General features: G+C 48.6%; 28 protein-coding genes and 3 pseudogenes. 13 read left to right on the top strand and 18 right to left on the bottom strand.

The window, feature by feature from the left end; genetic code table 11:
* Nucleotides 1-208: 208 nt before the first annotated feature.
* Complete coding sequence (locus HMPREF2952_RS10200; protein ID WP_100066646.1) at nt 209-1,192, top strand: ribose-phosphate pyrophosphokinase; 984 nt, start codon at nt 209-211, stop codon at nt 1,190-1,192.
* A gap of 65 nt (nt 1,193-1,257) precedes the next feature.
* Nucleotides 1,258-1,830: a 50S ribosomal protein L25/general stress protein Ctc gene (locus HMPREF2952_RS10195; protein ID WP_004519902.1), complete on the top strand. Its 573-nt coding sequence runs from the start codon at nt 1,258-1,260 to the stop codon at nt 1,828-1,830.
* Between the two features lie 111 nt (nt 1,831-1,941).
* On the opposite strand, the gene hscB is transcribed toward HMPREF2952_RS10195, so the two are convergent.
* Entirely contained in the window at nt 1,942-2,442 is a 501-nt protein-coding gene (gene hscB / locus HMPREF2952_RS10190; RefSeq protein WP_004519901.1) for a Fe-S protein assembly co-chaperone HscB, read from the bottom strand.
* Nucleotides 2,443-2,521: 79 nt separating this feature from the next.
* Here hscB and HMPREF2952_RS10185 point away from each other — a divergent pair.
* Nucleotides 2,522-2,744: pseudogene (locus HMPREF2952_RS10185) on the top strand (alternative ribosome-rescue factor A).
* Here HMPREF2952_RS10185 and iscA read toward each other — a convergent pair.
* From iscA to iscR, 7 genes and pseudogenes are all read right to left on the bottom strand, one after another.
* Nucleotides 2,704-3,024 carry an iron-sulfur cluster assembly protein IscA gene (gene iscA, locus HMPREF2952_RS10180; protein ID WP_003685774.1) on the bottom strand — a complete coding sequence of 107 codons (321 nt, stop codon included), beginning with the start codon at nt 3,022-3,024 and terminating at the stop codon, nt 2,704-2,706. The pseudogene HMPREF2952_RS10185 and the gene iscA sit on opposite strands and share 41 nt — an antisense overlap.
* 70 nt (nt 3,025-3,094) lie before the next feature.
* Nucleotides 3,095-3,339 (bottom strand): annotated as a pseudogene (locus HMPREF2952_RS11565) (recombinase RecA).
* A 107-nt stretch (nt 3,340-3,446) separates the two neighbouring features.
* Nucleotides 3,447-3,833: a Fe-S cluster assembly scaffold IscU gene (gene iscU / locus HMPREF2952_RS10170; RefSeq protein ID WP_049335285.1), complete on the bottom strand. Its 387-nt coding sequence runs from the start codon at nt 3,831-3,833 to the stop codon at nt 3,447-3,449.
* A 68-nt stretch (nt 3,834-3,901) separates the two neighbouring features.
* Complete coding sequence (locus tag HMPREF2952_RS11560) at nt 3,902-4,030, bottom strand: hypothetical protein (protein ID WP_004519897.1); 129 nt, start codon at nt 4,028-4,030, stop codon at nt 3,902-3,904.
* Nucleotides 4,031-4,146: 116 nt separating this feature from the next.
* Entirely contained in the window at nt 4,147-4,755 is a 609-nt protein-coding gene (locus tag HMPREF2952_RS10165; RefSeq protein WP_049335283.1) for a hypothetical protein, read from the bottom strand.
* Between the two features lie 76 nt (nt 4,756-4,831).
* Nucleotides 4,832-6,046 (bottom strand): IscS subfamily cysteine desulfurase, encoded by a 1,215-nt coding sequence (locus tag HMPREF2952_RS10160; protein ID WP_049335281.1) that lies wholly within the window; start codon nt 6,044-6,046, stop codon nt 4,832-4,834.
* A 51-nt stretch (nt 6,047-6,097) separates the two neighbouring features.
* Nucleotides 6,098-6,544 (bottom strand): Fe-S cluster assembly transcriptional regulator IscR, encoded by a 447-nt coding sequence (iscR, locus tag HMPREF2952_RS10155; protein WP_004519894.1) that lies wholly within the window; start codon nt 6,542-6,544, stop codon nt 6,098-6,100.
* Between the two features lie 359 nt (nt 6,545-6,903).
* Between iscR and HMPREF2952_RS10150 the strand changes: the two genes are divergently transcribed.
* Nucleotides 6,904-8,076 (top strand): alpha-hydroxy acid oxidase, encoded by a 1,173-nt coding sequence (locus tag HMPREF2952_RS10150; RefSeq protein ID WP_049344453.1) that lies wholly within the window; start codon nt 6,904-6,906, stop codon nt 8,074-8,076.
* Nucleotides 8,077-8,137: 61 nt separating this feature from the next.
* Here HMPREF2952_RS10150 and dsbD read toward each other — a convergent pair whose 3' ends face one another.
* Both dsbD and folE2 read right to left on the bottom strand, forming a co-directional pair.
* A complete protein-coding gene (gene dsbD / locus HMPREF2952_RS10145; RefSeq protein ID WP_070695637.1) occupies nt 8,138-9,943 on the bottom strand; it encodes a protein-disulfide reductase DsbD in 1,806 nt (601 codons plus the stop codon).
* A 218-nt stretch (nt 9,944-10,161) separates the two neighbouring features.
* Entirely contained in the window at nt 10,162-10,935 is a 774-nt protein-coding gene (gene folE2 / locus HMPREF2952_RS10140; protein WP_004519889.1) for a GTP cyclohydrolase FolE2, read from the bottom strand.
* A 178-nt stretch (nt 10,936-11,113) separates the two neighbouring features.
* Between folE2 and HMPREF2952_RS10135 the strand changes: the two genes are divergently transcribed.
* The 5 genes and pseudogenes from HMPREF2952_RS10135 (at nt 11,114) to HMPREF2952_RS10115 (ending at nt 15,275) form a co-directional block, all read left to right on the top strand.
* Nucleotides 11,114-12,271: a trans-sulfuration enzyme family protein gene (locus HMPREF2952_RS10135; RefSeq protein WP_070695636.1), complete on the top strand. Its 1,158-nt coding sequence runs from the start codon at nt 11,114-11,116 to the stop codon at nt 12,269-12,271.
* Between the two features lie 49 nt (nt 12,272-12,320).
* Nucleotides 12,321-12,518, top strand: a pseudogene (locus HMPREF2952_RS10130) (hypothetical protein); the annotation flags it as partial.
* Between the two features lie 350 nt (nt 12,519-12,868).
* Entirely contained in the window at nt 12,869-13,312 is a 444-nt protein-coding gene (locus HMPREF2952_RS10125; protein ID WP_070695635.1) for an META domain-containing protein, read from the top strand.
* A 98-nt stretch (nt 13,313-13,410) separates the two neighbouring features.
* The gene (locus tag HMPREF2952_RS10120; RefSeq protein WP_004519886.1) at nt 13,411-14,190 is read left to right on the top strand and encodes a ferredoxin--NADP reductase; all 780 of its coding nucleotides are present in this window, start codon (nt 13,411-13,413) and stop codon (nt 14,188-14,190) included.
* 77 nt (nt 14,191-14,267) lie between these two features.
* The gene (locus HMPREF2952_RS10115) at nt 14,268-15,275 is read left to right on the top strand and encodes an adenosine deaminase (protein WP_070695634.1); all 1,008 of its coding nucleotides are present in this window, start codon (nt 14,268-14,270) and stop codon (nt 15,273-15,275) included.
* A 54-nt stretch (nt 15,276-15,329) separates the two neighbouring features.
* Here the strand turns inward: HMPREF2952_RS10115 and HMPREF2952_RS10110 are convergent, their stop codons facing one another.
* Nucleotides 15,330-15,809 (bottom strand): DUF302 domain-containing protein, encoded by a 480-nt coding sequence (locus HMPREF2952_RS10110; RefSeq protein WP_003680761.1) that lies wholly within the window; start codon nt 15,807-15,809, stop codon nt 15,330-15,332.
* A gap of 131 nt (nt 15,810-15,940) precedes the next feature.
* Complete coding sequence (bioB, locus tag HMPREF2952_RS10100) at nt 15,941-16,993, bottom strand: biotin synthase BioB (protein ID WP_070461800.1); 1,053 nt, start codon at nt 16,991-16,993, stop codon at nt 15,941-15,943.
* A 217-nt stretch (nt 16,994-17,210) separates the two neighbouring features.
* Here bioB and miaA point away from each other — a divergent pair, with 217 nt between their 5' ends.
* Genes miaA through hpnC form a run of 3 tightly spaced genes read left to right on the top strand, consistent with a single transcriptional unit; the run spans nt 17,211 to nt 19,748 of the window.
* Nucleotides 17,211-18,152, top strand: coding sequence for a tRNA (adenosine(37)-N6)-dimethylallyltransferase MiaA (gene miaA / locus HMPREF2952_RS10095; protein WP_004519883.1), 942 nt, complete (start codon nt 17,211-17,213; stop codon nt 18,150-18,152).
* Nucleotides 18,153-18,155: 3 nt separating this feature from the next.
* A complete protein-coding gene (gene tadA / locus HMPREF2952_RS10090; RefSeq protein WP_004519882.1) occupies nt 18,156-18,878 on the top strand; it encodes a tRNA adenosine(34) deaminase TadA in 723 nt (240 codons plus the stop codon).
* A 54-nt stretch (nt 18,879-18,932) separates the two neighbouring features.
* Nucleotides 18,933-19,748, top strand: a complete 816-nt coding sequence (gene hpnC / locus HMPREF2952_RS10085) for a squalene synthase HpnC (protein WP_004519881.1) — start codon at nt 18,933-18,935, stop codon at nt 19,746-19,748.
* 48 nt (nt 19,749-19,796) lie between these two features.
* Here the strand turns inward: hpnC and htpX are convergent, their stop codons facing one another.
* The 6 genes from htpX to surE all read right to left on the bottom strand — a co-directional run bounded on the left by htpX (nt 19,797) and on the right by surE (nt 25,802).
* Nucleotides 19,797-20,636, bottom strand: coding sequence for a protease HtpX (htpX, locus tag HMPREF2952_RS10080; RefSeq protein ID WP_004520292.1), 840 nt, complete (start codon nt 20,634-20,636; stop codon nt 19,797-19,799).
* A gap of 189 nt (nt 20,637-20,825) precedes the next feature.
* The gene (gene hemF / locus HMPREF2952_RS10075) at nt 20,826-21,734 is read right to left on the bottom strand and encodes an oxygen-dependent coproporphyrinogen oxidase (RefSeq protein WP_004520293.1); all 909 of its coding nucleotides are present in this window, start codon (nt 21,732-21,734) and stop codon (nt 20,826-20,828) included.
* 128 nt (nt 21,735-21,862) lie between these two features.
* Nucleotides 21,863-22,396, bottom strand: coding sequence for a C40 family peptidase (locus HMPREF2952_RS10070; RefSeq protein ID WP_004520294.1), 534 nt, complete (start codon nt 22,394-22,396; stop codon nt 21,863-21,865).
* A 43-nt stretch (nt 22,397-22,439) separates the two neighbouring features.
* Entirely contained in the window at nt 22,440-23,963 is a 1,524-nt protein-coding gene (locus tag HMPREF2952_RS10065) for a phospholipase D family protein (protein WP_004520295.1), read from the bottom strand.
* Between the two features lie 78 nt (nt 23,964-24,041).
* Nucleotides 24,042-24,953 carry a peptidoglycan DD-metalloendopeptidase family protein gene (locus HMPREF2952_RS10060; protein ID WP_049335267.1) on the bottom strand — a complete coding sequence of 304 codons (912 nt, stop codon included), beginning with the start codon at nt 24,951-24,953 and terminating at the stop codon, nt 24,042-24,044.
* A 93-nt stretch (nt 24,954-25,046) separates the two neighbouring features.
* Nucleotides 25,047-25,802: a 5'/3'-nucleotidase SurE gene (gene surE, locus HMPREF2952_RS10055; protein WP_004520297.1), complete on the bottom strand. Its 756-nt coding sequence runs from the start codon at nt 25,800-25,802 to the stop codon at nt 25,047-25,049.
* Nucleotides 25,803-25,900: 98 nt separating this feature from the next.
* Between surE and HMPREF2952_RS10050 the strand changes: the two genes are divergently transcribed.
* On the top strand, nt 25,901-26,239 hold the full coding sequence (locus HMPREF2952_RS10050) for a cupin domain-containing protein (RefSeq protein ID WP_004520298.1): 339 nt from the start codon (nt 25,901-25,903) through the stop codon (nt 26,237-26,239).
* The last annotated feature ends 39 nt before the right edge of the window (nt 26,240-26,278 follow it).

Genomic DNA, 26,278 nt, shown 5'->3' with positions numbered 1-26,278 from the left:
ATGCGAAGGTTCGAATCCTTCCTCCCCAGCCAAATAAAAGCGTGTAAGTTTTCTTACACGCTTTTTTATGCTCAGAGCGCAATAACGCTGAAAAACTTTTTTTTACCCGTCTTTACGCGTATAATCGCATAATTAGTGTCTTAGACATAGGGCAAAGGGAAGCGTAATGTTTTCTGAGCGTAAATCAAATCTAGAATCAGGTGAAGATATGGCTGCTTATGACAGTTTAATGGTGTTTACCGGTAATGCAAATCCGGAATTGGCACAACGTGTTGTCAAACATTTGGATATTTCACTCGGTGAAGCCACCGTTTCCAAATTCTCTGATGGCGAAGTAGCCATTGAATTGTTGGAAAATGTGCGTGGTCGCGATGTGTTTATTTTGCAACCTACCTGCGCGCCAACCAATGATAACCTGATGGAAATTTTGACTATGGCCGATGCACTCAAACGTGCTTCTGCCGGTCGTATTACTGCCGCGATTCCTTACTTTGGCTATGCGCGTCAAGATCGTCGTCCTCGCTCTGTTCGTGTACCGATTTCTGCTAAATTGGTAGCGAATATGTTGTACTCCGCAGGTATCGACCGCGTATTGACTGTTGACTTGCATGCCGACCAAATTCAAGGTTTCTTTGATATTCCGGTAGATAATATTTACGCTACCCCGATTTTGTTGAACGACATTAAACAACAACGTATCGACAATCTGACTGTTGTCAGTCCTGATATCGGTGGTGTTGTACGTGCACGTGCTGTTGCTAAATCTTTAAATGCTGATTTGGCCATTATCGATAAACGCCGTCCTAAAGCCAACGTGGCTGAAGTGATGAATATCATTGGCGATATTCAAGGCCGTACTTGCTTGATCGTAGATGATATGATCGATACGGCAAACACCTTGTGTAAAGCGGCTGTAGCCCTGAAAGAGCGCGGTGCAGAACGTGTACTGGCATACGCTAGCCATGCAGTATTCTCCGGTGAAGCAGTGAATCGAATTGCTTCTTCCGAAATTGACCAAGTAGTTGTGACAGATACGATTCCGTTGTCTGAAGCAGCTAAAAAATGTGAACGCATCCGTCAAGTTACCATTGCCGGTTTGCTGGCTGAAACGGTACGCCGTATTAGCAATGAAGAATCCGTCTCATATCTTTTCAATGAAGATGTGATGATTGGCGGCATGTTGCTGCCATAACCCGATGTCGTCTTAAGCTGGTCGCGGCCGATGACGACGATTTTATCTAAATTGGAGTATTAAACATGACTTACGAAATTCAAGCCTCTGTTCGCGAAGCCCAAGGCACTGGTGCGAGCCGCCGCCTGCGTCGCGAAGGCCAAATCCCTGGCATTCTGTATGGTGAAGGTCAAGAGCCTGTTGCTATCGCTGTAGACCACAAAACTGTATTCTACGCATTGGAAAAAGAATCTTTCCATACTGCTTTGATTAAACTGTCTTTGAACGGTGAAACTAAAGACGTTATCGTGCGTGACTTCCAAATGCACCCATTCCGTCGCGAAGTTCAACACATCGACTTCCAAGCTGTAAAAGCTGATCAACCTGTACGCATCCGCGTTCCTCTGCACATTGTTAACGCTGAAAACTCTCAAGCTGTTAAATTGCAAGGTGGCCGCGTATCTCTGTTGAACACTTCTGTTGAAGTAGTTGCTTTGCCTGCAAACATTCCTGCTTTCTTGGAGTTGGATTGTGCATCTGTAGTTGCTGGCGACATTCTGCACTTGTCAGACATCAAATTGCCAGAAGGTGTTGAAAGTGTTTCTCTGAAACGTAATGAAAACCTGGCTGTTGCTACTGTTACTGGTAAAAAACGCTAATAGGTAGTTAATATAAGAAAACCGTATCAGATAAATCTGATACGGTTTTTGTTTTACATATAAAATCATTTGCCATAATAAAACTTAGGCAAATGCAGCAGCATATGTACTTTATAAGATTGAAGCAATTTCATTGCGAAGTTTATTAAGAAAGCGGCCATGCCGTACCCATTGTGCGGCCGATTCATAATCCTGTTGTTCAAATGCTTGTTGTAAATCTTGATATAGGTTGCTTTGTACTTCTTGGATTTCTTGATCCAGCGCTCGGATGGCATCATGGTTTTGTTCCATTTGTGCATCCATCAATGTTTCCCGCCATTCCATCTGCTGCATGAGGAATTCTGGTGAAAACGAAGTGTGTTCAGGTGCATCAGCATCGATATTTTGGCTTTTCAAGAGATAAGCGGCTCGATCAATAGGGCTTTTTAATGTGCGGTAGGCGTCATTAATTGTAGAAGACATCATAACGGCTTGTTTCTGCTCAAAAGCTGAAGCAGAAGCAAATTTATCGGGATGAAAACGGGCAGCTAAAGCTCGATAGATCTGTTCGAGTGCTTCGGTATCAATATTGAAAGATGGCTCAAGCTGAAAGAGGTTGAAGTATTGAGACATGATATCAAAGGAAAAAATCTAAAGAAGAGGATTATTTTACGATATAATCCAGAAACTGTTTATACGAAAGGAAAACAATATGACCGGTAAGGTGCAACACAATAAAGGCAAAATACGAGACAATGCCTTAAAAGCCTTAGTCAAATCTGATTTGTTCCGACACAAAGTAGAACGAAAAAGAAAAGGCAAGGGTAGCTATAATAGGCAAGAAGCCAAAAAATGGCGGGATGGTTTTGATACTTTCTCGCCATTTTTGATATTTTAAACGTGGAAGCTCTCGCCACAGCCGCAGGAATCTTTAACGTTTGGGTTTTCAAATTTGAAACCTTCCTGTAATCCTTCTTTGGTGTAATCGACTTGCGTGCCGTCTAGATAAACCAAGCTTTTCGGATCGATATAAACGCGTGCGCCGTGTTCTTCAAAAATCAGGTCATCCTCGTTCACTTCATCGACAAATTCAAGGTTGTATGCCATGCCTGAGCAGCCGCTGGTTTTCACACCCAAGCGCACGCCCAAACCTTTACCGCGTTTGGTCAGGTAGCTGTTGATGTGTTTGGCTGCGTTTTCTGTGATGGTAATCATGCTTTTTTCCTCATTTCGCAATCATTTTCTGTTTTGTCTGCTTTTTTATTTCAGATGGCCTCTTGAACTATCAGGCCGTCTGAAAACGCTGTTTTGCCCACTCTATTGCGGCAGTAATGGCAGCTTTGGCCTGCGGACTATTTTTCCAACAGGTTGAGCCGGTTAATTGTGCGCCCTGTTCCAAAATATCGTCTAAATCCGCAACCTCCAGAGTGGCAATATCATCAATCCCATTTGCTGCAAACGCTGCAATATGGTTTTACCTATTCCTTTGACAGCAAGTAGGGATTGGATTTCTTCATCGGTAAAAGGCATATCGTCTTCTTTGATTTTGCAGGTACTGGCGCACTTATATGGCAAGTTGGGCCTATCAAGCCGATTTAGACATTAATGTCTGCAAACTAAGTATCTGGCAAACAAGGTTATTTGTTTTCCTGACGTTTGCGATAGTCGGCAACGGCTGCTTTTACCGCATCTTCAGCCAAGATGGAGCAGTGGATTTTTACCGGCGGCAGCTCCAATTCTTCGGCGATTTCGCTGTTTTTGATTGCCAGCGCGTCATCCAAGCTTTTGCCTTTTACCCACTCGGTAATCAGGCTGGAAGAAGCGATAGCAGAGCCGCAGCCGTAAGTTTTAAATTTTGCATCTTCGATAATACCCTCATTGTTTACTTTGATTTGCAGACGCATTACGTCACCGCAGGCCGGTGCACCGACCATGCCGGTACCGACAGATTCGTCGTTTTTGTCGAAAGTACCGACGTTGCGGGGGTTTTCGTAGTGGTCGATTACTTTATCGCTGTATGCCATGATGTGGTTTCCTTTGTGTTTTTAGTGGTGTAAATGGTTTGTTTACGAATATTCAGACGGCCTGAAGTTTAGATTTTGCACGCGCCGCCTTCGCAGCCGTCATCATTCTCTGAATCAACGCCGCCTTCTACGGTAACGCCGTCAAAATCTTCGAGCAGGTTGTCGAGATTGTCGAGGTCGAGTTCTTGTTCGTCCATGGGTTTGTATCCTTAATTTGAAGATTGTGGCTTTTAGGTCGTCTGAAAAGGTATATTTTTAGAGTTTCAGACGTCCTTTTTAATGTCTAAGTTGATTATCTATTACAGTTGTTTTATCAGCCATTTATAAAGGCACATTCTAAAATTGTTTGGGGTTTTCCGTTAACATTAATCGGTTTTAGTTTTGCTTGCAGGGTTTCGTATTCTTCTAAAATCAAACTGTATTTTCGAATAGGGCGGTATTTTCCTTTTAACACCTTGCGTGCCTGTCCCAAAGGTACATCCAACAATAAACGGGTGTAACTGTAACCTGCGGTTTCTACTTGGAACGTCTGGCTGATATGAACCACAGGCAAGCCATAGTAAGTACCGCTGAGTTTCAAACGGGTTTGATCAAGAATAAACGGTTTTCCATCTTCACTAAATTCCGTGCGGTGCAAAGTCATCGGAGGGTGCGCAAGATCACGGTAAGCCTTTGGCAGCTTGACTCTATTGGGATAATTCAAACGCAGGTTTTGATATTTAGAGTCTTTATCGTTCCAGTCATAGCTTACATCACTAAATGGATCCAACAGGTTTTCCAAATGTTTATCGAATTGGCAGCCATTTTCAAATGATTTGAATATAGTTGACCAATCAGATTGTGTCTGTGCTGAAACCAGCGGGGCCGAGCATAGAATCAGACAAGAAAGTAAGTGGCGTATTTTATTTTTTATTATCGTCATTTTTAGTATTTTTCTTGATGAGGTCGTCTGAAAAGGTAAAGGCCTTGTGGATTTTTCAGACGACCTTTTCTCTTGATTAATGCGCCGCCCATTCAATCGAGTTCAAATCGATACCTTCTTTAAACATTTCCCACAGCGGAGACAGTTCGCGCAGTTTGCCGATTTTGGATTTAATCAGTTCTGCTGCGAATTGGACTTCTTCTTCAGTGGTCATGCGGCCGAAGGTGATGCGCAGGGAAGAGTGCGCCAATTCGTCGTTACGGCCGAGTGCGCGCAGGACGTAGCTTGGTTCGAGACTGGCAGAAGTACAGGCGGAGCCGCTGGATACGGCGAGTTCTTTGACTGCCATAATCAGGCTTTCGCCTTCGACGAAGTTGAAGCTGACGTTCAGGTTGTTTGGAGCGCGGTGTTCGAGGTCACCGTTGATGTAGACTTCTTCGATGCCTTCGATACCTTTGAGGAAGATATCGCGCAGTTTCAGGTAGTGCGCCATGTCTTGCTCGAGTTCTTCTTTGGCGATGCGGAAGGCTTCGCCCATGCCGACGATTTGGTGGGTGGGCAGGGTGCCGCTGCGGAAGCCGCGTTCGTGGCCGCCGCCGTGCATTTGGGCTTCGAGGCGGACGCGTGGTTTACGGCGTACATACAGGGCGCCGATGCCTTTAGGGCCGTATACTTTGTGGCCGGACATAGACAGCAAATCAACTTTGGCGGCTTCAACGTCGACAGGCACTTTGCCGCATGCTTGTGCTGCGTCAACGTGGAAAATGATTTTGCGTTCGCGGCAGATTTCGCCAATGGCAGGAATATCTTGAACTACGCCGATTTCGTTGTTTACCCACATTACGGAAACGAGGATGGTGTCTTCGCGGATAGCGGCTTTCAGCACGTCTAAGTCAACCAAACCGTTTTCTTGTACGTCCAGATAAGTTACTTCATAACCTTGGCGTTCGAGTTCACGCATGGTGTCAAGCACGGCTTTGTGCTCGGTTTTCACGGTAATGAGGTGGTTGCCTTTGGATTTGTAGAAGTGCGCCGCGCCTTTAATGGCGAGGTTGTTGGATTCGGTTGCGCCGCTGGTAAAAACGATTTCTTTAGAGTCGGCGTTAATCAGGGCTGCGATGTCTGCACGTGCTTTTTCTACGGCTTCTTCTGCTTCCCAGCCGAAGCTGTGGCTGTTGGAGGCTGGGTTGCCGAAAATATCGGACAGGTAGGGAATCATTTTTTCGGCAACGCGGCGGTCAACGGGAGTGGTGGCGGCGTAGTCGAGGTATACGGGGGTTTTGACGGTCATGGTTTGCTCTTTCGTTTGGTCATCTGCCTGCGGTCTTTGCCGCAAGTCGGTTTAATGAATGTGTGTAAAAGTAACGACATGACTGCTGTCGCTGCAGTTTTTTTGTTCAATGATGCTTTGCAGCGTAACGCTGCTGAGGTAATCATTGATGGTTTTGTTTAAGTTTTCCCAAAGGTCATGGGTCAGACAGGGGGCACCGTGGTGGCAGTTTGCTTTGCTGCCGCATTGTGTGGCATCCAGTCGGTCTTCGGCTGCGGAGATGATTTGTGCAATATTGATTTGCTCGGCGGGTGCGGCAAGGATATAGCCTCCGCCTGGGCCGCGTAGGCTTTCAACCAATCCGGCACGGCGCAGCTTGCTGAATAATTGTTCGAGGTAGGACAGCGATATGCTTTGTCGTTCGCTGATGGCACTGAGTTTGACAGCGCCGGTTTGCGCGTTCATCGCCAAATCTATCATGGCGGTTACTGCAAATCGCCCTTTGGTAGTCAGTCTCATGGTGTGGTTGCCTGTGTGGGGCGTTTTTATTAGTAGGGGAATTGTCTAATATCTGAGTGTTTCAGTCAAGTATGTGGCGGTTCGGTTTGATTGTTTGTTTAAATGGTGGCATGGGCTGATTTTTAAATCGGAAAATATTTTCCTTATTTTTCTGTAATTTGGACTTAAGGCCGTCTGAAAAAAGGCTATCAACCCTACAAATATCAGGGTTAAAATGTTTTGATTTAATATTGATACTGATATAGATTATCAAAATTATTCTTAAAATTTAGTTGTTTTGATGGAGTAAAATAATGAGGTGTTTGAAATGTTCAGACGGCCTTGACCATCCATCTTTACCTTAACAGAGGCAATCGACAATGAAATGTAATTTAAGCAAAATAACCTGTATCGAAGACTTGCGCCTTGTTGCCAAACGTAAAATGCCGCGTATGTTTTATGACTATATTGACTCAGGCTCTTGGACGGAAACCACTTATCGTGAAAACACTTCGGATTTTAAAGACATCCGTTTCCGCCAAAAGGTATTGGTTAATATGGAGGGGCGCAGTCTCGAAACCAAAATGATTGGGCAGGATGTGAAAATGCCGGTAGCGATTGCGCCAACAGGTTTCACGGGTATGGCGCACGCCGACGGTGAAATTTTGGCGGCGCGTGCGGCGGAAAAATTTGGTATTCCGTTTACGCTGTCGACCATGTCCATTTGTTCGATTGAGGATGTGGCTGAAAACACCAGCGCGCCGTTTTGGTTTCAGCTTTATGTGATGCGCGACCGCGAGTTTATGGAAAACCTGATTAAGCGTGCGAAGGATGCCAAATGTTCGGCTTTGGTATTGACCGCTGATTTGCAGGTCTTGGGTCAACGCCACAAAGACATCAAAAACGGCCTGTCCGCGCCGCCGAAACCAACCATTGCCAATTTAATCAATTTGGCGACCAAACCGGAATGGTGTATGAAAATGCTGAACACGGAACGTCGCACCTTCCGCAATATTGTCGGTCATGCGAAAAACGTGGGCGATTTGTCTTCGCTGTCTTCGTGGACTTCCGAACAATTCGACCCGCGCCTGAGCTGGGATGATGTGGCGCGCATTAAAGATTTGTGGGGCGGCAAGCTGATTATCAAAGGCATTATGGAGCCTGAAGATGCGGAAAAGGCAGCGAAAAGCGGCGCGGACGCATTGGTCGTTTCCAATCATGGTGGCCGTCAGCTTGACGATACCGTGTCCGCCATTAAAGCTTTGCCTGATGTGGTCAGCGCAGTTGGCAGCGATATCGAGGTTTGGATGGACAGTGGTATCCGCAGCGGTCAGGATATTTTGAAGGCTTGGGCTTTGGGTGCGAAAGGTACGATGATTGGTCGGGCGTTTCTGTATGGTTTGGGTGCGTATGGTGAAGAAGGCGTAACCCGTGCGCTGGAAATCCTGTATAAAGAAATGGATATTTCCATGGCATTTACTGGTTATCGCAATATTCAAGATGTGGATTCCAGCATTTTGCGTTCTACGCGTTGGGCTCAAGATGAATTTTAATTTTTAAACATAAGAAAAGGCCGTCTGAAAATCTGTTTTCAGACGGCCTTTTTATAGACGGCTATTTCTCGTTTTTGCGATACCATTCGATGAAGGCATCGGGTTTGACAAAGCCTAATAAGGCTTCGCTATGACTGCCGTCGGCGCGGACAACAAACACGCCCGGAGGACCGAAGAGGCCGTATTCTTTCAGTAAGGCCTGATGGTCGGGAGTGTTGGCAGTTACGTCGATTTGGAAGAAGCGCTGCATATCGACCGCTTCGTGTACCTGCGGTTGGTTGAGCGTGTAGGCGGCCATTTCTTTGCAGGATACGCACCAGTCGGCGTAGAAATCAATCAGCACGGGCTTGCTTGGATCGGCTTTCAAGGCGGCATCCATAGCGGCTTTGAGTTCGCTGACATCGGTAAACATCTTGCCGTGGTCGGTTTCTTGTCCGGCTTCGGATGGCGGAACCAGCGTTAAGAAGTGGTGGAGGGCGGTGGTTTGTTTATTGAGGCTTTGCCAGCCAAACCATGAGCCGCCAATCAGCAGTAAAAAGCCCAATACGGCGGCAACCGTTTTCAGACGGCCTTTTTGTTTGCCGGATTTCGCTAAAAGCATAAGGGCGGGAACAATCATCAGCAAGGTGTAGAGGCTGACTACTGCGAAATAAGGCAGATGCGGTGTAGCAAGGTATACGGCAACAGCCAGCAAGATGAAGCCGAATGCGTATTTGATGCCGTTCATCCAGTCGCCTGCTTTAGGCAGGATATGGCCGCCGAATGTACCGATGATGATGAGCGGCACGCCGGTGCCGAGTGCCAAGACATAAAGCGCAAGACCGCCCAATACGGCATCGCCGGTCTGGCCGATATAGCCCAAAGCAAATGCCAGCGGAGGCGCAACGCAAGGGCCGACAATCAGGGCGGACAAAATACCCATGATGAAGACGGAAATGATTTTGCCGCCGGAGAGTTTGTTGCTTTGGTTTTGGAAATAGGATTGGACGGAGTTGGGCAGTTGGATATTGAAGAGGCCGAACATGGACATAGCCAGTACCACCATCAGCGCGGCGGCGGCAAGTACGACCCAAGGCTGTTGCAGCCATACGGTCAACAGCGCACCGGTCAAACCGGCAATCACGCCGACCAAGGTATAGGTCAATGCCAAGCCTTGTACATATACCATAGACAAGGTAAACGCGCGGCCTTTGCCGGCTTTTTTATCGCCCACGACAATACTGGAAACAATCGGCAGGAGCGGATACATACAGGCGGTAAAGCTTAAGCCTAAACCTGCGACAAAAAACGCCAACAGGTTGGCGTTTAAAGTATCCCAAGAGAGCTTGAAGCGGCTGCTGTCGGGATTGTTTGTACTGGGTTGCGTTGGCATTTGGCCGTCTGAAGAGGCGGACGGTTGTAAAAAGCGGTCTTTGGCAGAAACCGGCTCATCGCTTTGCGGCTGATAAACCCCGTTGCCTTTTACGTCAAACTCGGTGTCCACAGGCGGATAACATACACCGGCTTCGGCACAGCCTTGATAAGTCAGCGTCAGTTTGTATTGCGGTGCGGCTTGTTTGTAAGGCAGGTCAACCTGTGCGGTATGGTGGTAAACCGTTTGTTTGCCGAAGAATTCGTCTTCTTTTTCTTCGCCTTTGCTGAATTTGGGTTCGCCTAGGATTTTGTCAGGATTGGTCGCTGCAACGATTTTGGACTGGTACATATAGTAGCCGTCGGCGATTTTGAACTGCACGCTGATGCCTTGGTCGGTTACATTGACTTGAGGTACAAAGGCTTGCTCTGGAGGCAGTAAATCATTGGCATCTACTGCGAATGCGAAGCTGCTCAAGCCTAAAAATGCAATGAGGAAATAAAGGAATTTTTTCATAGTATCTACGGAGTTGCCGTTGAGGAACCGTCATTATAAATGATGGAAAAAACAATCGGCTTAATTTATGTTAAATATTGCGAGAGAAATCTAATGCTTTTGAATTATATCGAAATAGAGTTGCCCATATATGACCGATAGTCTCATGTTATCGTTCAATCTATGCCAAAGGCCGTCTGAAATGTTCAGACGGCCTTTGTTTTTATTCTGCTCGGCTTTTAAGGATAAGCGATATAAGCGTAAGCGGAATGGTTGTGTATCGATTCGAAGTTTTCGCTTTCGACGACGAATGATTCGATGCGTTTGTCTGCAATTAACACCGTGGCCACATCACGAACCATGTCTTCGACAAACTTCGGATTTTCGTATGCTTTTTCCGTTACATACTTCTCGTCAGGGCGTTTGAGCAAACCGTAGAGCTGGCAGCTTGCCTGTGCTTCGACGTAATCGATGATTTCTTCAATGCCTACATCCGCGTTTGCAATAAGACTGACCGTCACATGCGAACGTTGGTTGTGCGCGCCGTATTGGGAAATTTCTTTGGAACACGGACACAAGGAAGTAACCGGAACCATCACTTTCAGGCTGTGGCTGTATGTACCGTTTTTGATTTCGCCGGTCAGGGTAACATCATAGTCGAGCAGCGATTGGATGCCGGAGACGGGCGCACTTTTCTTGCGGAAAAACGGGAAGGTAACGCTGATTTTGCCGGAATGGGAATCCAACAGGGCAACCATATCGGCGGTCAGCTTGTGCAGCGTATCGAAATCCAAAGCATCGGTTTGTTTTTCCATCAGGGCGACAAAGCGCGACATATGCGTGCCTTTTTGGTCGGCAGGCAGGAAAACCGTCATGGTCAGGCGGGCGACGGTGGATTGTTCGCCTTCTTTGCTTTTGAGGGAGATTGGAAAGCGCAGGTCTTTGATGCCGACCTGATTAATCGGCAGGTTGCGTAAATCGCGGCTGGATTGCACGTCTGCAATGGCGTTCATGCGTGGTATGTCCTTCATGATAGGATTGTTGAGATGCGTGTGGAGGGAGTCGGCTCGTGTCGGCCGATTTGCAAATGCGAGATTATATCACTTGCTTTATCCGCCTGCATTGATTGTTTCTATTTTTCAGATAGTGATAAAATCTTCAATTATTCACATCTATATAGGCAGAGACCCAATGAAATTCGCCACGAAAGCCATCCATTCCAGCTACGATTGCGACGAACACAACCGTGCGCTGATGCCGCCGATTTATCAAAACAGTATGTTTGCGTTGCACGAGATTGGCGAAAATGTGCCTTACCGCTACTCGCGCCTGAGCAACCCGACACGTCAGGTATTGGAAGATACCGTTGCCGATTTGGAGCATGGTGCGGCCGGTTTCGCATTTTCCAGCGGTATGGCGGGGATTGATGCCGTGTGGCGCACATTCCTGCGTCCGGGCGATACGATTGTCGCTGTCGCCGATATTTACGGCGGCGCTTATGATTTATTGGTCGATGTTTATCAAAAATGGGGTGTGAACGTTGTTTTTGCCGATTTGGGCAATCCGGATAATCTGGACGAGCTGCTCAAAGCGCACATTGTCAAATTGGTTTGGCTGGAAACGCCGTCCAATCCGCTTTTGCGCTTGGTGGACATCAAAGCCCTTGCAGCGAAAGCCAAAGCAGCCGGTGCGCTGGTCGGCATCGACAACACCTTTGCCACGCCGTATCTTCAACAGCCGTTGGATATGGGTTGCGATTTTGTGTTCCATTCCGCTACCAAATATTTGTGCGGCCATTCCGACGTATTGATGGGCGTAGTCGTTGCCAAAACCAAAGAGCTGGCTCAGCCTTTGCACGACATGATGGTGCATACCGGTGCGATTGCAGGCCCGATGGACTGCTGGCTGGTGTTGCGCGGTATTAAAACGTTGGCCTTGCGCATGAATGCCCATTGCCAAAACGCACTCGAAATCGCGCGCCGTTTGGAAGCCCATCCTGCCATTGAAAAAGTGTTCTATCCCGGCCTGCCGTCGCACGAACATTACGAACTCGCCCAAGCACAAATGCCCAAAGGCATCGGCGGCGTGGTTACGGTTTACCTCAAAAACGACACGCGTGAAGCAGCCAATAGCGTGATTAAAAACATGAAACTGGTCAAAATGGCTTCCAGCCTCGGCGGCGTGGAAAGTCTGGTTAACCATTGCTATTCCCAATCCCACAGCGGCGTGCCGCATGATGTGAAAATGGAAATGGGCATCAAAGTCGGCCTGCTGCGTTTCTCTGTCGGTATCGAAGATGTGGATGATATTTGGAATGATATTTCCAAAGCATTGGATACGACTTTGTAAATAAGGCTTATTGGTAGCTGAAATGTTACCAATCATTATGGAGTGCAAATTGAAAACAAAATCTAAAAAACTTTTTAGGCTTGTTACCTTATTTGTAGCGGCATTCTCCATCTCTACGCCTACGGTAATGTACTTCAGTACAGGCGAAGCGACATTAAATCTTTTTGTTGAGGGTTTTTGGATAATTGGATTACTCCAATCACTCGTTTTTGTTACCATTGTAGACTATTACACCGAATCTAAACACGCACGTAAGTATTTTTCTGCTGCAGTTAAAACAAACATGAGACAAACCAATGGCAAATGGCGGCCTGTTGATATGCCTATTGGTGGTTGGAATTCCAAGATTCAAGGTAATGATCCATTTGCGGAATTTCATGACGAATTTTTTGAAAAAGAAATGAGACAAAACGATCCATTTTACGCTCATGAAGTTGATAACATTTGGCATGGAACGCACTCAGACTCGAGTTCTGAGGAGTATTGGAAATAAAAAAATGGTTAAATTATCTATGTCTCTAATACCTTACCAATTGAAAGACCGTCTGAAGGTAAATGGTTTTTCAGACGGCCTTTAGTAATACATAAGGAATAGATATGAAAACATTATTCGGCGCATTGATAAGTATGGTAGTTTTGGCAGCTTGTACATCTCCTTCAGCATCTAAGCCTGAACAAGCCTCTAAAGTGCAGGTACAAACTCAACAAGCTGCGCAACCTACTTTAGCCGCCAAATGGCGTGTTGTCGCTTTCAATAAATTCACTGAAAAAGAATTGGCAGATAAAAACGCCTATTTGGATTTCAGCAAAATGCCTAAGGCTTATGGCAATATGGGTTGCAACGGTATGATGTTTCAAGCGAATGTAATCGGAGCGGGCAAAATTGATTTTGGCCATATTGCGGTAAGTATGATGCTGTGTGAAGACATGAAGCTGGAAGATGCGTTTTTGCGTAAACAAAGCGTGTGGAACTATCGTTTTGATGGTAACGATTTGATTTTGGAACAAAAAGGCATCAATATCCGTTTGCGCCGTGAATAATCTTAAAGGCCGTCTGAAAATAAATATTTCAGACGGCCTTTTGAATCTTTATAATAAGCCCTATTTGAAACTGATACCGAATATCAAGGAAACCTATTATGGCAGCTTCTCCAGAAGCCAAGTTTACAGAAGAAAAAGTCTTGTGGATCAAACACTATACGCCCAAGCTGATGACTTTTGCCATCAGCCGCCCTGAGTCCTACCGTTTTTCGGCAGGGCAGTTTTCGCGCCTTGGTTTCCGTGACGGCGAGGGCTTTATTTGGCGCGCGTATTCTGTCGTGTCTGCCGAATACGCCGATACGCTTGAGTATTTCGCAGTATTAATCGAAGGCGGCCCGATGTCGGCGCGTTTTGCTGCGATGAAAGAGGGCGATACTATTTTGCTGGATAAAACGGCTACCGGTTTCCTCTTGCCCGAGCGTTTCCCCGACGGCAAAGATTTGGTTATGCTCTGCACGGGTTCAGGCATTGCGCCTTTCCTCTCTATTATTGAGCAGCCTGAAATTTGGCAGCGTTTCGACCGTTTGGTTTTGGCGCATTCCGTCTCTTACGCCGACGAGTTGATTTTCAACCAGCGCCTTGCCGATTTGAAAGAGCATCCGCTGATTGAAGAATATTTCCATAAATTCACTTTTGTTCCGGTCACCACGCGTGAGGAAACGGAAGGCGCATTGAGTGGCAAACGGATTCCCGAATTGCTGAAGAATGGCGGCTTGGAAGAAAAAGTCGGCTTCAAGTTCACCAAGGCCGATACGCGCTTTATGGTCTGTGGCAATCCGGCAATGGTCAAAGACACTTTCCAAGCCTTGATGGATTTGGGCTACGCTATGCACCGCAACCGCATCCCCGGCGAAATCATGATGGAAAATGGTTTTTAACAGATAAATGGTCAAAGGCCGTCTGAAAGTTTCAGACGGCCTTCAATATTAAATATAAACAGAAAATCAGAGAAAATATGAATATCAAACAATTTATCCAAGCCCTGCCCAAAGCCGAGTTGCACGTTCATATCGAAGGGACGTTTGAGCCGGGGCTGATGTTTGAAATCGCCAAGCGCAACCATATAGCAATTCCTTATGAAAATGTCGATGCGGTACGGCAGGCTTATGATTTTCACAATCTGCAGTCGTTTTTGGATATTTATTATGCCGGTGCCGGCGTATTGTTGCACGAGGCGGATTTTTACGATTTGACCCGCGCGTATCTTGAGCGTTGCCGTGAAGACAATGTCGTGCATACGGAAATATTTTTCGATCCGCAAACCCATATTGCGCGGGGTGTGGCGTTTGAAACCGTGATTAACGGCATTGTCCGCGCCTGTCATGAAGCCGGACAGCAATGGGGAATAAGCACGCGTTTGATTATGTGTTTCCTGCGTCATTTGTCGGAAGAAAGCGCATTTGAAACCTTAAATCAGGCTTTGCCTTATAAGGAACACATCATTGGCGTAGGCTTGGATTCGAGCGAGCAGGGGCATCCGCCGTCCAAGTTCGAGCGCGTGTTTGCGCAGGCGCGGGCGGAGGGTTTGTTGACGGTGGCACATGCCGGAGAAGAAGGCCCGCCGGAATATGTTTATGAGGCTTTGGACTTGCTGCATATCCGCCGTATCGATCATGGCGTACGGGCGGAAGAAGATGAGGCCTTGATGGCGCGTTTGATTAAAGAACAAATGCCGTTGACCGTTTGCCCGTTGAGCAATTTGAAATTAAAAGTGTTCCCTGAAATGGCGAAACACAATTTGCGCCGTATGTTGCAACGCGGCGTCTTGGTAACCGTCAATTCCGATGATCCGGCATATTTCGGCGGCTATATGAACCGCAATTTTGAAGCGCTTGCCGAGGCTTTGGATTTGAGTGCGGAAGAAATCAAAACCTTGTGCGCCAATTCGTTCCGCGCTTCGTTTTTGAGCGAGGCGGAAAAGGAAGAATGGATACGGAAGATTGAAGGTTTTGATGCTGAATAACGATAAAAGGCCGTCTGAAAAAGTTTTAGACGGCCTTTTATGTCGGCGACGGGCTTATTCGCCTACGGTTTTTTGTATCAGTTTTTCGGCGTTTGCCAAAGTGTTTGCCACTTCGTCAAAACCGATGCGGCTGCCGGCGATGAGGGCGCGCGTATCGGTATAGGCGGCGCGTACTTTGCCGTCCGTTTCGGTAACGAGGACGCGCAGGGGCAGTTGCAGGGCGAAGGCGGGGTCTTTGACCATCAGCGGCGTGCCGGCTTTGGGCGTGCCGAAGACGATGACTTTTGCCGGCTGCATCGTTAAGCCGTTTCGGCGGGCGGCTTCCTGATGGTCAATGACGGCAAAAATGTCCATTCCTTTGCTTTTTATGGCGGTTTCAAGGCGGCTGACGGTTTCGTCAAAGCTGTATTTTGAGGTGAGGGTATGCGTGGTCATAGCGGTTTCGTTTTGGGTGGACGGTTCGCCGGTAGGATGTGCCGAAGCGGTTGAAATGCAGAGTGCGGATGCGGCAATCAGGGGGAGTATGTGTTTCATCGTATTTCCTTATTGGTTTGTTTATCAGGCTTCGGACGGGGCGGCACGCGCCGCGCCTGATGTTGCGCCGCGTGCCGGAGTGCCGTATGCCGTCTGAAAGCCTGTCCTTTCAGACGGCATTATGATGGCGGTTAATAGTCGACTTTGATTTTGGGTGTTTCCTGCGCGGCTTTGTATTCTTCTTCCAATTCAAAGCGCAGCGGATACAAATTCAATTTTTCCATTAGCAGGCGGTCGCCGTCTTCGTCCGGATTGCCCGTAGTCAGCAGCTTGTCGCCGTAGAAAATCGAGTTTGCGCCAGCCATGAAACACATGGCCTGCATGGATTCCGGCATATTGCTGCGGCCTGCGGACAGGCGGACGTAGCTCTCGGGCATGGTAATGCGCGCCACAGCGATGGTGCGGACAAATTCTGTCCAGTCCAAATCTTCGGCATCGGCCAGCGGCGTGCCTTCCACTTTGACCAACTGGTTGATCGGCACGCTTTCGGGTTGCGGGTCGAGGTTGGCAAGGCTGGCAATCAGGCCTGCGCGTTCGGCGCGGGTTTCGTTCATGCCGACGATGCCGCCGCAGCAGACTTTCAAACCGGCATTGCGGACTTTGCCCAAAGTATCCATGCGGTCTTCGTGTTTGCGGGTGTGGATGATGTCGTTGTAGCGTTCAGGGTCGGTGTCGAGGTTGTGGTTGTAGTAGTCCAGACCGGCTTTTTTGAAGTCTTCAGCCATGCCGTCTTCGAGCATGCCGAAGGTGCCGCACACTTCCATGCCCAAGCCTTTCACCGCGCTGATGATTTCGGAAACGACAGCCACGTCTTTGGGTTTGGGGCCGCGCCATGCCGCGCCCATGCAGAAACGGCTGGCGCCGCGAGATTGGGCAATTTTGGCTTTTTCGACGATTTCGTCCACATCCATCATTTGCTCTTTGCCCAGATTGGTGTTGTGGTGTGCCGATTGCGGGCAGTAGGCGCAGTCTTCGGGGCAGCCGCCGGTTTTGATGGAGAGCAGGGTGGAAAGCTGGATTTCGCGCGGGTTGAAGTTTTGGCGGTGGATTTCGGCGGCTTGGAAAACGAGGTCGAGGAAAGGCAGTCCGAATAAAGCCTCGACATCGCATTTTTTCCAATAACGCGCAGTCGGATGCGGCTTGCGCTCGGTTTGACGGCGCAAGGCTACGGGAGATACGGTCATAGTGTGTTCTTTCGTGTTTACAGCGACGCAGTGTCGCTGACGGCTTGACTGCCGGCGCAATGACGGCAGCAGCAGGTTTGAAATCAATATAAAAGGCCGTCTGAAACGGCGCAGCAAGTGTAACGCTTTTGATAATGTAGAGCAAATGTTTCAGACGGCCTGAAATATGGTTTGCCCGGGTTTGCTATAATCGCATTTTTAATTTTTCCGTTTTCTTATGAACGCGCCCAAAGCCTTCGCCGTACTCGGCCCGACCGCCGGCGGTAAAACCGCACTGGCCTTAAATATTGCCCGATCGTTGCCGGTAGAAATCATCAGTTTGGATTCCGCGCTGGTGTATTGCGGCATGGACATCGGTACGGCCAAGCCGACTGCCGAAGAGCTTGTTGCCGTACCGCATCATTTGATTGATATTATCTCGCCGCTGGAAAGTTACAGCGCGGCGGATTTTGTCGGCGACTGCGTGCGCTTGGTGAACGAAATACATGCGCGCGGTCGCTATCCGCTGATTGTCGGCGGCACGATGATGTATTTCCATGCGCTGACGGAAGGTTTGAACGATTTGCCCGGCGCGGATGCGGCGGTGCGCGCACAGCTTCAGGCGGAAAAAAAAGAACACGGTTTGGCAGGCCTGTATCGCCGTTTGCAGGAAGTTGACCCGATAACGGCAGGCCGTCTGAAAGCCAATGACAGCCAGCGTATTGAGCGCGCTTTGGAAGTCTATCTTCTGACCGGCAGGCCTTTGAGCGAACATTTCACAGAGCAGAAGCAGGCTGCGTCTTTATTGGATTTATGCACGGTTGCCCTTATCCCCGAAGACCGCCATTTGTTACACCAGCAAATCGAAAAACGCTTTTTAAGTATGCTGGAGCACGGTTTCCTAGATGAAATACACGCCTTACGCCGCGATTATCCGCAACTGCATGCCGATATGCCGTCTATGCGCTGCGTGGGCTACCGTCAGGCTTGGGATTATCTCGAAGGCGAAACCGATTATGACACCTTTGTCGAAAAAGGCATTATCGCCACGCGCCAGCTTGCCAAACGCCAGTTGACCTGGTTGCGGAAAATTCCTTTGGCGCACACGTTAGATCCTTACGCAGACAGCGATTATGTTCAAACGGCCTTAGCCTTGGCGCGTCAGCATTTTCAGGAATAATCCATGCTGACTACGCCACCACTTGCCCCTAAAGCATTGACCGCGCTAAAAGAATTGGGTATTTGTACGCTGGAAGATTTACAGGAAATCGGCGCAGTCCACGCATTTCTATTGCTGAAAGCGTCGGGTTTGACCGTAACCAAAAGCACCTTATGGCAACTGGCTGCGTTGGTTTCAGGTGTGGATGCCCGGCGTATTTCCGAGGAGAGAAAGACGGAGCTGTGCGAGGATTTGAAAAAACATCCGCCTGTTGCCGTTTTCCCTTCGCAAAGCGATATGGAAACCTTTATGCGGTTGGCGATAGAACAGGCCAAACAATCGGCGGTATTGGGCGAAGTGCCGGTTGGCGCGGTCATCGTATATCAAGGCGAGGCAATCGCAGCGACACACAATACCTGCATTGGCGACCACAATGTCAGCCATCATGCCGAAATCAACGCGCTTGCCGCCGCAGGTAAGACCTTGCAAAACTACCGTTTGGAAGACTGCGACGTGTACATTACCTTAGAGCCTTGCTCCATGTGCGCATCTGCCTTGATACAGGCGCGGGTCGGGCGTGTGATTTATGGTGCGGCTGAAGCTAAAACCGGTGCGGCAGGCAGCGTGGTCGATTTGTTTGCCGACAAACGTCTGAACAAGCATACCGCAATTTTGGGCGGCATATTGGCAGAAGAATGCCAAAGCGTATTGCAGGATTTCTTTGCGGCCAAACGTAAGGCCGTCTGAATTTCAGACGGCCTGTCAGCAAAAACACTTTATTTTAAATTTTCGGATTTCCCCATGTCAGTCAATCATTACGAAAACTTCCCAGTCGGCTCTATTGTGCTGCCGCGCCGTTTGCGCAAGCCGGTTCACGCCGTTTACGCTTTTGCGCGGACGGCGGACGATATTGCCGACGAAGGCAATGCCGAAGCAGTCGAACGCCTGCGCCAACTGGACGAACTGAAGGCAGAGTTAGACCGCATTACACAAGGTGGGAAATCGCAAACAGCTTTGATGCAGCGTTTGTACAACGAAGCGATTGAGCCGTTTCAATTACCGTTGCAGCTGTTTTACGATTTGTTGGCGGCGTTCAGTCAGGATGTGGTCAAAAACCGTTATGAAAATTTTGGCGAATTGATTGCCTATTGCCGTTTGTCCGCCAATCCGGTGGGGCGCATTATGTTGCATTTGTACGGGCAAACCGATGAAGTGAGCATAGCGCAAAGCGACGGCATTTGCACTGCCTTGCAGCTGATTAATTTCTGGCAGGACGTGGCGGCAGATTGGCAGAAAGGGCGCGTGTACATCCCTCAGGAAGATTTGCAGAAGTTCAAAGTCAGCGAAGAACAGATTGCGGCCGGCAAAGCCGACTTTGCTTTTCAACGACTGATGGCACACGAGTGTCAACGTGCCTTTCAAATACTGAAGGCCGGTTCGCCGTTGGGCAAAACCCTCAAAGGACGAATCGGTTTTGAGTTGCGCATGATTATTGTCGGCGGCCAGTTGATTTTGCAGAAACTGGACGGTTGCAAATATGACGTGTTTAACCAGCGGCCGCTGTTGGATAAGAAAGACTGGATGATTATCATCAAACGGGCTTTGATGAAGAAATAAAAAAAGGCCGTCTGAAATTGATGTTTCAGACGGCCTTGATGTTTTCGATTAGCGGTTTTTCAAACGGTTGATGCGGTTGTCCAAAGAAGGATGGGTGCTGAACCAAGAATCTTTGGCTTCGCTGGCAATGCCCATTGCGGTCATGGTTTGCGGCAGATCGCTGGTGCTGCCTTTTAAGCGTTGCAGGGCGGCAATCATTTTCGGCGCGCCCACCAGTTTTGCAGCGCCCGCATCGGCGCGGTATTCGCGTTGGCGGCTGAACCACATCACAATGATGCTGGCGAGGAAGCCGAATACGATCTGCAATACCATGCTGACCATGAAATATGTACCTTGCGACGTACTGCCGTCATTGTTGCGCGCCACCATGCTGGAAACAATACGCGCCAAGAAGACAACAAAAGTATTCACAATACCTTGAATCAGTGTCAGCGTTACCATATCGCCGTTGCCGACGTGTGCCATTTCATGCGCCAAAACGGCTTCGACTTCATCGCGGGTCATGTGGTCGAGCAGGCCGGTGCTGACAGCGATGAGCGAGCTGTTTTTGGTCGCGCCGGTTGCAAAGGCATTAGGCTCTGGGGAGTCGTAAATGGCTACTTCGGGCGTTTTCAGATTCCATTGGCGGGCTTGCGCTTCAACAGTTGCCAACAGCCAAGCTTCTTCTTCGCTTTGGGGCTGGTCGATGACGACGGCGCCGACCGAATGTTTGGCAATGGTTTTCGACATCAGCAAAGAGACAATCGAGCCGCTGAAGCCGACGACTGCGGAATAAGCCAACAGGCTGCCGACTTGGTCGGTACTGTTGATGCCCAAGATGGCCAAAATAATACGGATGACAACCAGAACTGCGATATTGGTTGCGATAAATAAGAAAATGCGTTTCACCGATTATTCCTTTTTAGTGTGGTTTGTGAGGTGATTTTTATATGGGCGCATTGTCTCAAAAACTCTATAGAGATGAAACAGCATGATAGGCAAAGGTATGCAAATTCAAAGCAATTGAAGCAAAGGCCGTCTGAAAAGGTAGTCTCAACCAGTGAGAATCGCTTTTCAGACGGCCTCTTATAGGTAAAACTATCTGCCGGCTTCTTCCAGCCAGTTGCGCGGTATAAGGAATTGATTGAGGCGTGCTTCGGGTGAACCTTCTTCCGGCACATATTGATACTCGAAGCGTACCAAAGGCGGCATGGACATCAAAATGCTTTCCGTACGGCCGCCGCTTTGCAGGCCGAACAGCGTGCCTCTGTCCCAAACCAAGTTAAACTCGACATAGCGTCCGCGACGGTAGAGTTGGAAATCTCGTTCACGTTCTCCATAAGGCGTGTTTTTACGTTTGGCCACAATCGGCAGATACGCTGCGATATAGCCTTCCCCAACCGCCTTGATAAAATTCAGGCAGGTATCGAAATCCCAACGGTTTAAATCGTCAAAAAACAGGCCGCCCACGCCGCGTGTTTCGTTACGGTGTTTCAAGTAGAAATATTCGTCACACCATTGTTTGAATTCAGAATAAACCGATTCGCCAAATGGCGTGCATACGTCTCGCACCACTGTGTGCCAATGCACGATATCTTCTTCAAAAGGATAAAACGGCGTCAAATCAAAGCCGCCGCCAAACCACCAAACCGGCTCGGCATTTTCAGGATAGGCAATAAAAAAGCGCACATTGGCATGGCTGGTCGGGACATAAGGATTTTTCGGATGAATGACCAGCGACACGCCCATGGCTTCAAACGCCGCGCCTGCCAATTCAGGACGATGGGCAGTGGCAGAAGCCGGCATTTTGGTTCCCTTTACATGCGAAAAATTTACACCGGCCTGCTCGAATACTGCGCCGTTTTTCAATACGCGGGTTTCGCCGATACCCAGTTTCCCCGTCCACGCTTCATGCACAAATTTGGCTTCGCCATCTTCTTGCTCCAGCGCGGCGCAGATTTGGTTTTGCAGGGTTTTGAGGAGGGTTAGAACGGATTCTGTGTGCATGATATTTCCTTGATGGTGTTTTGTTATGGGTAAATTTTTGCAGGGCTTATCTTGTAATCAAGCTTGACTCATCAGCAATAGATTGAAAGGTATCGATGATGTGGCGATACCTTTCAGACGGCCTTGATTTATTCAGTAAAAAAGGTATGTGCGCCCAAATAGTTTTTGGCGTAGAACGGGGTGGAAAGTTTTTCGGTTTTGATGGTTTTGCCGCTGCTGGGGGCGTGGATGAATTCGCCGTTGCCGATGTAGAGGCCGACATGGGAATATTTGTGTGCGCCGCCGGTATTGAAAAAGACAAGATCGCCGGCTTTTAATTTGTCATCGGAAATTTTACGGCTGGCTGCGGCCATATCGCGTGCGGTGCGTGGCAGATTGACATTGAGGGCGTTTTTATAGACGAATTGGATCATGCCGCTGCAGTCAAAGCCTGTGGCTGTGGTACTGCCGCCCCATTTGTAGGGCGTGCCGATCAGGCCCATGCTGTGAAGCATCAATTCCTGCGAACCTTGTGTGCGGTCAATATGGGAAATGCGGACAGGTTGGACTTTTCTGGCGGTTATTTGCGGCTTGTGGGATTTGTGTTTGCTGGTGGTGCCGCAGGAGGCCAACAATAGGCTGGTGGTACAAACAAATAGGGTTTTGCAGATGAGTCGAGACATGGTGAATTTCTCCGGTCGCATGATTTATGTTTTCAGACGGTCTCTATAATAATCCTTCTATGGGCAGGATGGACAGGATTTTTGAAGTAACCCGTTTCCAGAATTTGGCTTCTGGTTCTTGTGCGTAAGTTCGTTTTTCACTTGGGTCATACCAGTATAGTTTATTGTAATTGCCAAGCGTTACCTGATAGGCGTAGTTTGGGGTGGTCGTAACGAGGGTGCGCTGCATTTGGCCTGCGATTTGGGGACTTTCGATGACGACACCCATTTCGGTATTGAGGCGTGCGGAACGTGGGTCGAGGTTGAATGAGCCGATGAAAATGCGTTTCTCGTCCACGATGAATGTTTTGGCGTGCAAGCTGGTGGCGGAGCTACCGGTCAAGCCGCGGTCTTTGGAGGTCGGAACGGCGTGGTTGGGCTGGAGCTCATAGAGTTTGACCCCAGCTTTAAGCAAGGGCTTGCGGTATTTGACGTAGCCGGAATGGACGGCGGCAACGTCGGTTGCTTGGAGCGAATTGGTCAAAACGGTAACGTCCACGCCGTTGTGAATCAGCTTTTCTATGGCTTTAACGCCCGATTTTGTGGGCACAAAATAGGGTGAGACAAGGTAAACGCTTTTTTCAGGTTGCTTGAGGGCGTCTTGTAGGCGTTCGGAAATAGGCGGTTTATGCCGGTCACGGTCTAAGCCTTTGGCCGGGTCATCGCTGATCAGGCGTGTGCTGACACTTTGCCACTCCATAAGGTTGCTCTGTATTTTTTGATAGAGGTTGGAGTGTTCAATGCTTTGACGGTAGCGGATGAGCGTTTGGTTTTTATCTTGGTCGGTGTAATTAAGTTCGGCTAGTCCTTTTTGCAGGTTTCCCCGTTTGATTATGCTACTTGCATTGTAGGCGGAATGGCTTGCCCAGTAGCGGTCGAAGTCTTGGGACACTTCTGTTACTACGCGTCCTGTTGCGAGGATATCGAGGTCGGCAAAGATGGTATCGTCGTTAACCTTAAAATATTCGTCGCCGATATTGCGTCCGCCCAAAATGGTGGCACGGTTGTCGGCGGTAAAGGATTTGTTGTGCATTCGGCGGTTAAGTCGCGGAAAGTCGGCAACGTAGCCGAGCGCACGCCATTTTCTGAAAATGAAGGGATTAAACAGACGGACTTCGATATTGGGATGATTGTCGAGTGCCAGCAGGAGATCATCCATGCCGTTGGTGTTGTTGTCGTCCAGAAGCAAACGCACACGGACGCCGCGTTCGGCCGCGCGATGAATCAGGTTGAACAAAAGCTTGCCGGAGATGTCGTTGTGCCAGATATAGTACTGCAAATCAAGAGTATGGTCGGCGGCTTCAATTAAGGCTGCTCGGGCAACAAAGGCTTCATGGGCATCGTTCAGCAGATAGATATGGGAAATATCGGCCTTGGAGGGGGTAGAAGGAATACCTAAGGCGCTGTCCAGTCGCGGCGTTGAAGGGATGTCAAGATAACTGCTTTGGGTGCGTTCGTCCAATGATGGCAAAAACGCGGCGCAACCGCCCAATAGCAGGGTATAAAGAAGAGGAAGATGAAATTTCATGGGAAACCGGTACAAACAATCCCTACCTAAATGATATTTAGGCAGGGATTGAATTGAAATTAGGTTGCTTGAATCAGCTTAGAAGGCAACATAATTTGCCGGATTGACTGGTTTGCCGTTTTGACGGATTTCAAAGTGCAACTGAGTGCGGGATGCATCGGTATTACCCATGTGCGCAATGGTTTGACCGCGTTTCACGGTTTGGTTTTCATTAACCAGCAGGCGTTGGTTGTGACCGTATGCGCTCAAGAATGAGGAGTTGTGTTGGATGATGACCAAGTTGCCGTAACCGCGCAAGCCTGAGCCTGCGTAAACGACTTTACCGTCTGCCGCTGCAACAACAGGCTGGCCTTGCGTACCGGCGATATCCACACCTTTGTTGCTGCCGCCGAAGTTGGCGATAACGTTACCGGTAGTCGGACGCTGCCATGTGATGCCGCTGACGTTGCGGCTGCTGCCGGTAGATACGGTCGGTGTATTGGCAGGCGTGCTTGGAGTCGGAGCAGTAGTTGTAGTTGTTGGAGTAGAAGGTTTGCTTGCAGAAGCTGCAGGTGCAACGTAGCCTTCAGGTTTCACACGGAGGGTTTGACCAATGCTGATGGTGTTGTCGGCCAAGTTATTCCATGCACGCAGATTGTCTTGGGTAATGTTGTAGCGTTTGGAGATGTTGTAAACGGTATCACCACGAACAACGGTATGTGTCGCTGCATTAATATCAACAGGCGCATAAGAAGGCGTGTAAGTGCCGGTGCTGCCGCTGTTGTACGTTGGAGCAGGTGTACTTACCGGCGGAGTGTATGGAGCATCTGCCGCTGGGCTGGTGTTGGTATTGTAAGGCGCTGCACCGTAAGGATTGTCAGCGGTAGAGCTTGTTGTTGAACCACCGCTTTGTGTGCCGACGACTACAGGAGCCGGTTGTTGGCTGGCACAGGCTGCAAGTAATAAAACCAAAGCTGCCGATCCGGCATAAGATACACTTTTTTTCAACATGTTAATGACTTTCGTATTCGGGTAATTGTTCTCGTCGGGGCATATCATAATAAAAATATGCTTGTTTCTCAAGTGTTCGGCTGTTAGGGACTGTTAAGGCGCAGGGATTTCTGACCAAAAGGAAGCGGTTTGCTCCATTTGTCCGTAGGCAGTCAAATCGACTTGCAGGGGGGTAATCGTGATGAAGCCGGATGCGCATTCGCTAAAGTCGGTACCTTCTTCGCTGTCGGAAACATCGCCGACCGGCCCAATCCAATAAATTTGTTCGCCACGTGGATTATACATGGGAACAATGCTTTGTTCATGATGACGGCGGCCGAGCCGTGTAATTTTTATGCCTTGGATATCCTCAGGTGCGACGGCAGGGATATTGATGTTCCATAAGATGGGTTCGGAAATAGGGCGTTTGAGAAAGTAGGAAAGCAGTATCCAAGCGGCTTTTTCCGCGGTTTCCCAATAACGGGCGCTGGAGTCGGCGAGGGAGAAAGCAATGGCGGGTATGCCCATCAGGTAGGCTTCCGTCGCAGCGGCAACCGTACCGGAATAAAGCGTATCGTCGCCCATGTTTGCGCCGTTGTTGATGCCGGACAAAACTAAGTCGGGTTTGAAATCGGCAAGGGCGTGTTGGCCGACATGAATGCAGTCGGTAGGGGTGCCATTCACATAGTAAAACCCGTTTTCCGCCTGTTTCAGTTGTAAAGGACGGTCTAAAGTCAGGGAATTGCTGACGCCGCTGCGATCGCGTTCGGGCGCAACCACCCTGACATTGGCAAATTCTGCACATACTCTTGCCAAAACAGCCAAACCGGGCGCAAGATAACCATCGTCGTTTGAGATTAATATGTTCATGTGACAATATTGTGTCTATCGGTAAGATGGGCCGTATTGTACTGGTTTGCTTGAGCGATTGTCCATGAATCGGCAACGTTTGGGCGGAAAGGATAATAATGAAACATTATGAATTAGACCCCAAAGCTTTATTGGGCGGCGTGATTGCTTCAGACGGCAATCAAGAGATTGTTCAGCTTTCACTGCAGAAGAATAATGAAATTCCGGCATATGAGGCGGATGCGATTATTTTGCTTTTGGTTTTAAACGGCAAAGCCGAAATCAAAACGGTGGACGAAGTTTTGCAGACCGAAGGCTTGCAAGTTATCCGTCTTGAGCCGATGGAGGCGCACAGCATTCGCGCGTTGGCCGATAACACCAATATTTTGGTTATCAAACAATTAATTCACGAAACCGGTCTCAGCAAACGTTTGAGATTTGGAAGTTGCTGTCTGTAATGGCAATAAAGGCCGTCTGAAAAGTCTCAGACGGCCTTT

Source organism: Neisseria sp. HMSC068C12 (genome assembly GCF_001814095.1).
GTDB classification, from domain to species: Bacteria; Pseudomonadota; Gammaproteobacteria; order Burkholderiales; family Neisseriaceae; genus Neisseria; species Neisseria perflava.
This window is presented reverse-complemented; position numbering and strand designations above follow the sequence as displayed.

Excerpts from the sequence above, each read along its gene's own strand:
- HMPREF2952_RS10200 (WP_100066646.1), top strand. The coding sequence starts at position 209 with ATGGCTGCTTATGACAGTTTAATGGTGTTTACCGGTAATGCAAATCCG.
- HMPREF2952_RS10195 (WP_004519902.1), top strand. The coding sequence starts at position 1,258 with ATGACTTACGAAATTCAAGCCTCTGTTCGCGAAGCCCAAGGCACTGGT.
- hscB (WP_004519901.1), bottom strand. The coding sequence starts at position 2,442 with ATGTCTCAATACTTCAACCTCTTTCAGCTTGAGCCATCTTTCAATATT.
- iscA (WP_003685774.1), bottom strand. The coding sequence starts at position 3,024 with ATGATTACCATCACAGAAAACGCAGCCAAACACATCAACAGCTACCTG.
- iscU (WP_049335285.1), bottom strand. The coding sequence starts at position 3,833 with ATGGCATACAGCGATAAAGTAATCGACCACTACGAAAACCCCCGCAAC.
- HMPREF2952_RS11560 (WP_004519897.1), bottom strand. The coding sequence starts at position 4,030 with ATGGACGAACAAGAACTCGACCTCGACAATCTCGACAACCTGCTCGAA.
- HMPREF2952_RS10165 (WP_049335283.1), bottom strand. The coding sequence starts at position 4,755 with ATGACGATAATAAAAAATAAAATACGCCACTTACTTTCTTGTCTGATT.
- HMPREF2952_RS10160 (WP_049335281.1), bottom strand. The coding sequence starts at position 6,046 with ATGACCGTCAAAACCCCCGTATACCTCGACTACGCCGCCACCACTCCC.
- iscR (WP_004519894.1), bottom strand. The coding sequence starts at position 6,544 with ATGAGACTGACTACCAAAGGGCGATTTGCAGTAACCGCCATGATAGAT.
- HMPREF2952_RS10150 (WP_049344453.1), top strand. The coding sequence starts at position 6,904 with ATGAAATGTAATTTAAGCAAAATAACCTGTATCGAAGACTTGCGCCTT.
- dsbD (WP_070695637.1), bottom strand. The coding sequence starts at position 9,943 with ATGAAAAAATTCCTTTATTTCCTCATTGCATTTTTAGGCTTGAGCAGC.
- folE2 (WP_004519889.1), bottom strand. The coding sequence starts at position 10,935 with ATGAACGCCATTGCAGACGTGCAATCCAGCCGCGATTTACGCAACCTG.
- HMPREF2952_RS10135 (WP_070695636.1), top strand. The coding sequence starts at position 11,114 with ATGAAATTCGCCACGAAAGCCATCCATTCCAGCTACGATTGCGACGAA.
- HMPREF2952_RS10125 (WP_070695635.1), top strand. The coding sequence starts at position 12,869 with ATGAAAACATTATTCGGCGCATTGATAAGTATGGTAGTTTTGGCAGCT.
- HMPREF2952_RS10120 (WP_004519886.1), top strand. The coding sequence starts at position 13,411 with ATGGCAGCTTCTCCAGAAGCCAAGTTTACAGAAGAAAAAGTCTTGTGG.
- HMPREF2952_RS10115 (WP_070695634.1), top strand. The coding sequence starts at position 14,268 with ATGAATATCAAACAATTTATCCAAGCCCTGCCCAAAGCCGAGTTGCAC.
- HMPREF2952_RS10110 (WP_003680761.1), bottom strand. The coding sequence starts at position 15,809 with ATGAAACACATACTCCCCCTGATTGCCGCATCCGCACTCTGCATTTCA.
- bioB (WP_070461800.1), bottom strand. The coding sequence starts at position 16,993 with ATGACCGTATCTCCCGTAGCCTTGCGCCGTCAAACCGAGCGCAAGCCG.
- miaA (WP_004519883.1), top strand. The coding sequence starts at position 17,211 with ATGAACGCGCCCAAAGCCTTCGCCGTACTCGGCCCGACCGCCGGCGGT.
- tadA (WP_004519882.1), top strand. The coding sequence starts at position 18,156 with ATGCTGACTACGCCACCACTTGCCCCTAAAGCATTGACCGCGCTAAAA.
- hpnC (WP_004519881.1), top strand. The coding sequence starts at position 18,933 with ATGTCAGTCAATCATTACGAAAACTTCCCAGTCGGCTCTATTGTGCTG.
- hemF (WP_004520293.1), bottom strand. The coding sequence starts at position 21,734 with ATGCACACAGAATCCGTTCTAACCCTCCTCAAAACCCTGCAAAACCAA.
- HMPREF2952_RS10070 (WP_004520294.1), bottom strand. The coding sequence starts at position 22,396 with ATGTCTCGACTCATCTGCAAAACCCTATTTGTTTGTACCACCAGCCTA.
- HMPREF2952_RS10065 (WP_004520295.1), bottom strand. The coding sequence starts at position 23,963 with ATGAAATTTCATCTTCCTCTTCTTTATACCCTGCTATTGGGCGGTTGC.
- HMPREF2952_RS10060 (WP_049335267.1), bottom strand. The coding sequence starts at position 24,953 with ATGTTGAAAAAAAGTGTATCTTATGCCGGATCGGCAGCTTTGGTTTTA.
- surE (WP_004520297.1), bottom strand. The coding sequence starts at position 25,802 with ATGAACATATTAATCTCAAACGACGATGGTTATCTTGCGCCCGGTTTG.
- HMPREF2952_RS10050 (WP_004520298.1), top strand. The coding sequence starts at position 25,901 with ATGAAACATTATGAATTAGACCCCAAAGCTTTATTGGGCGGCGTGATT.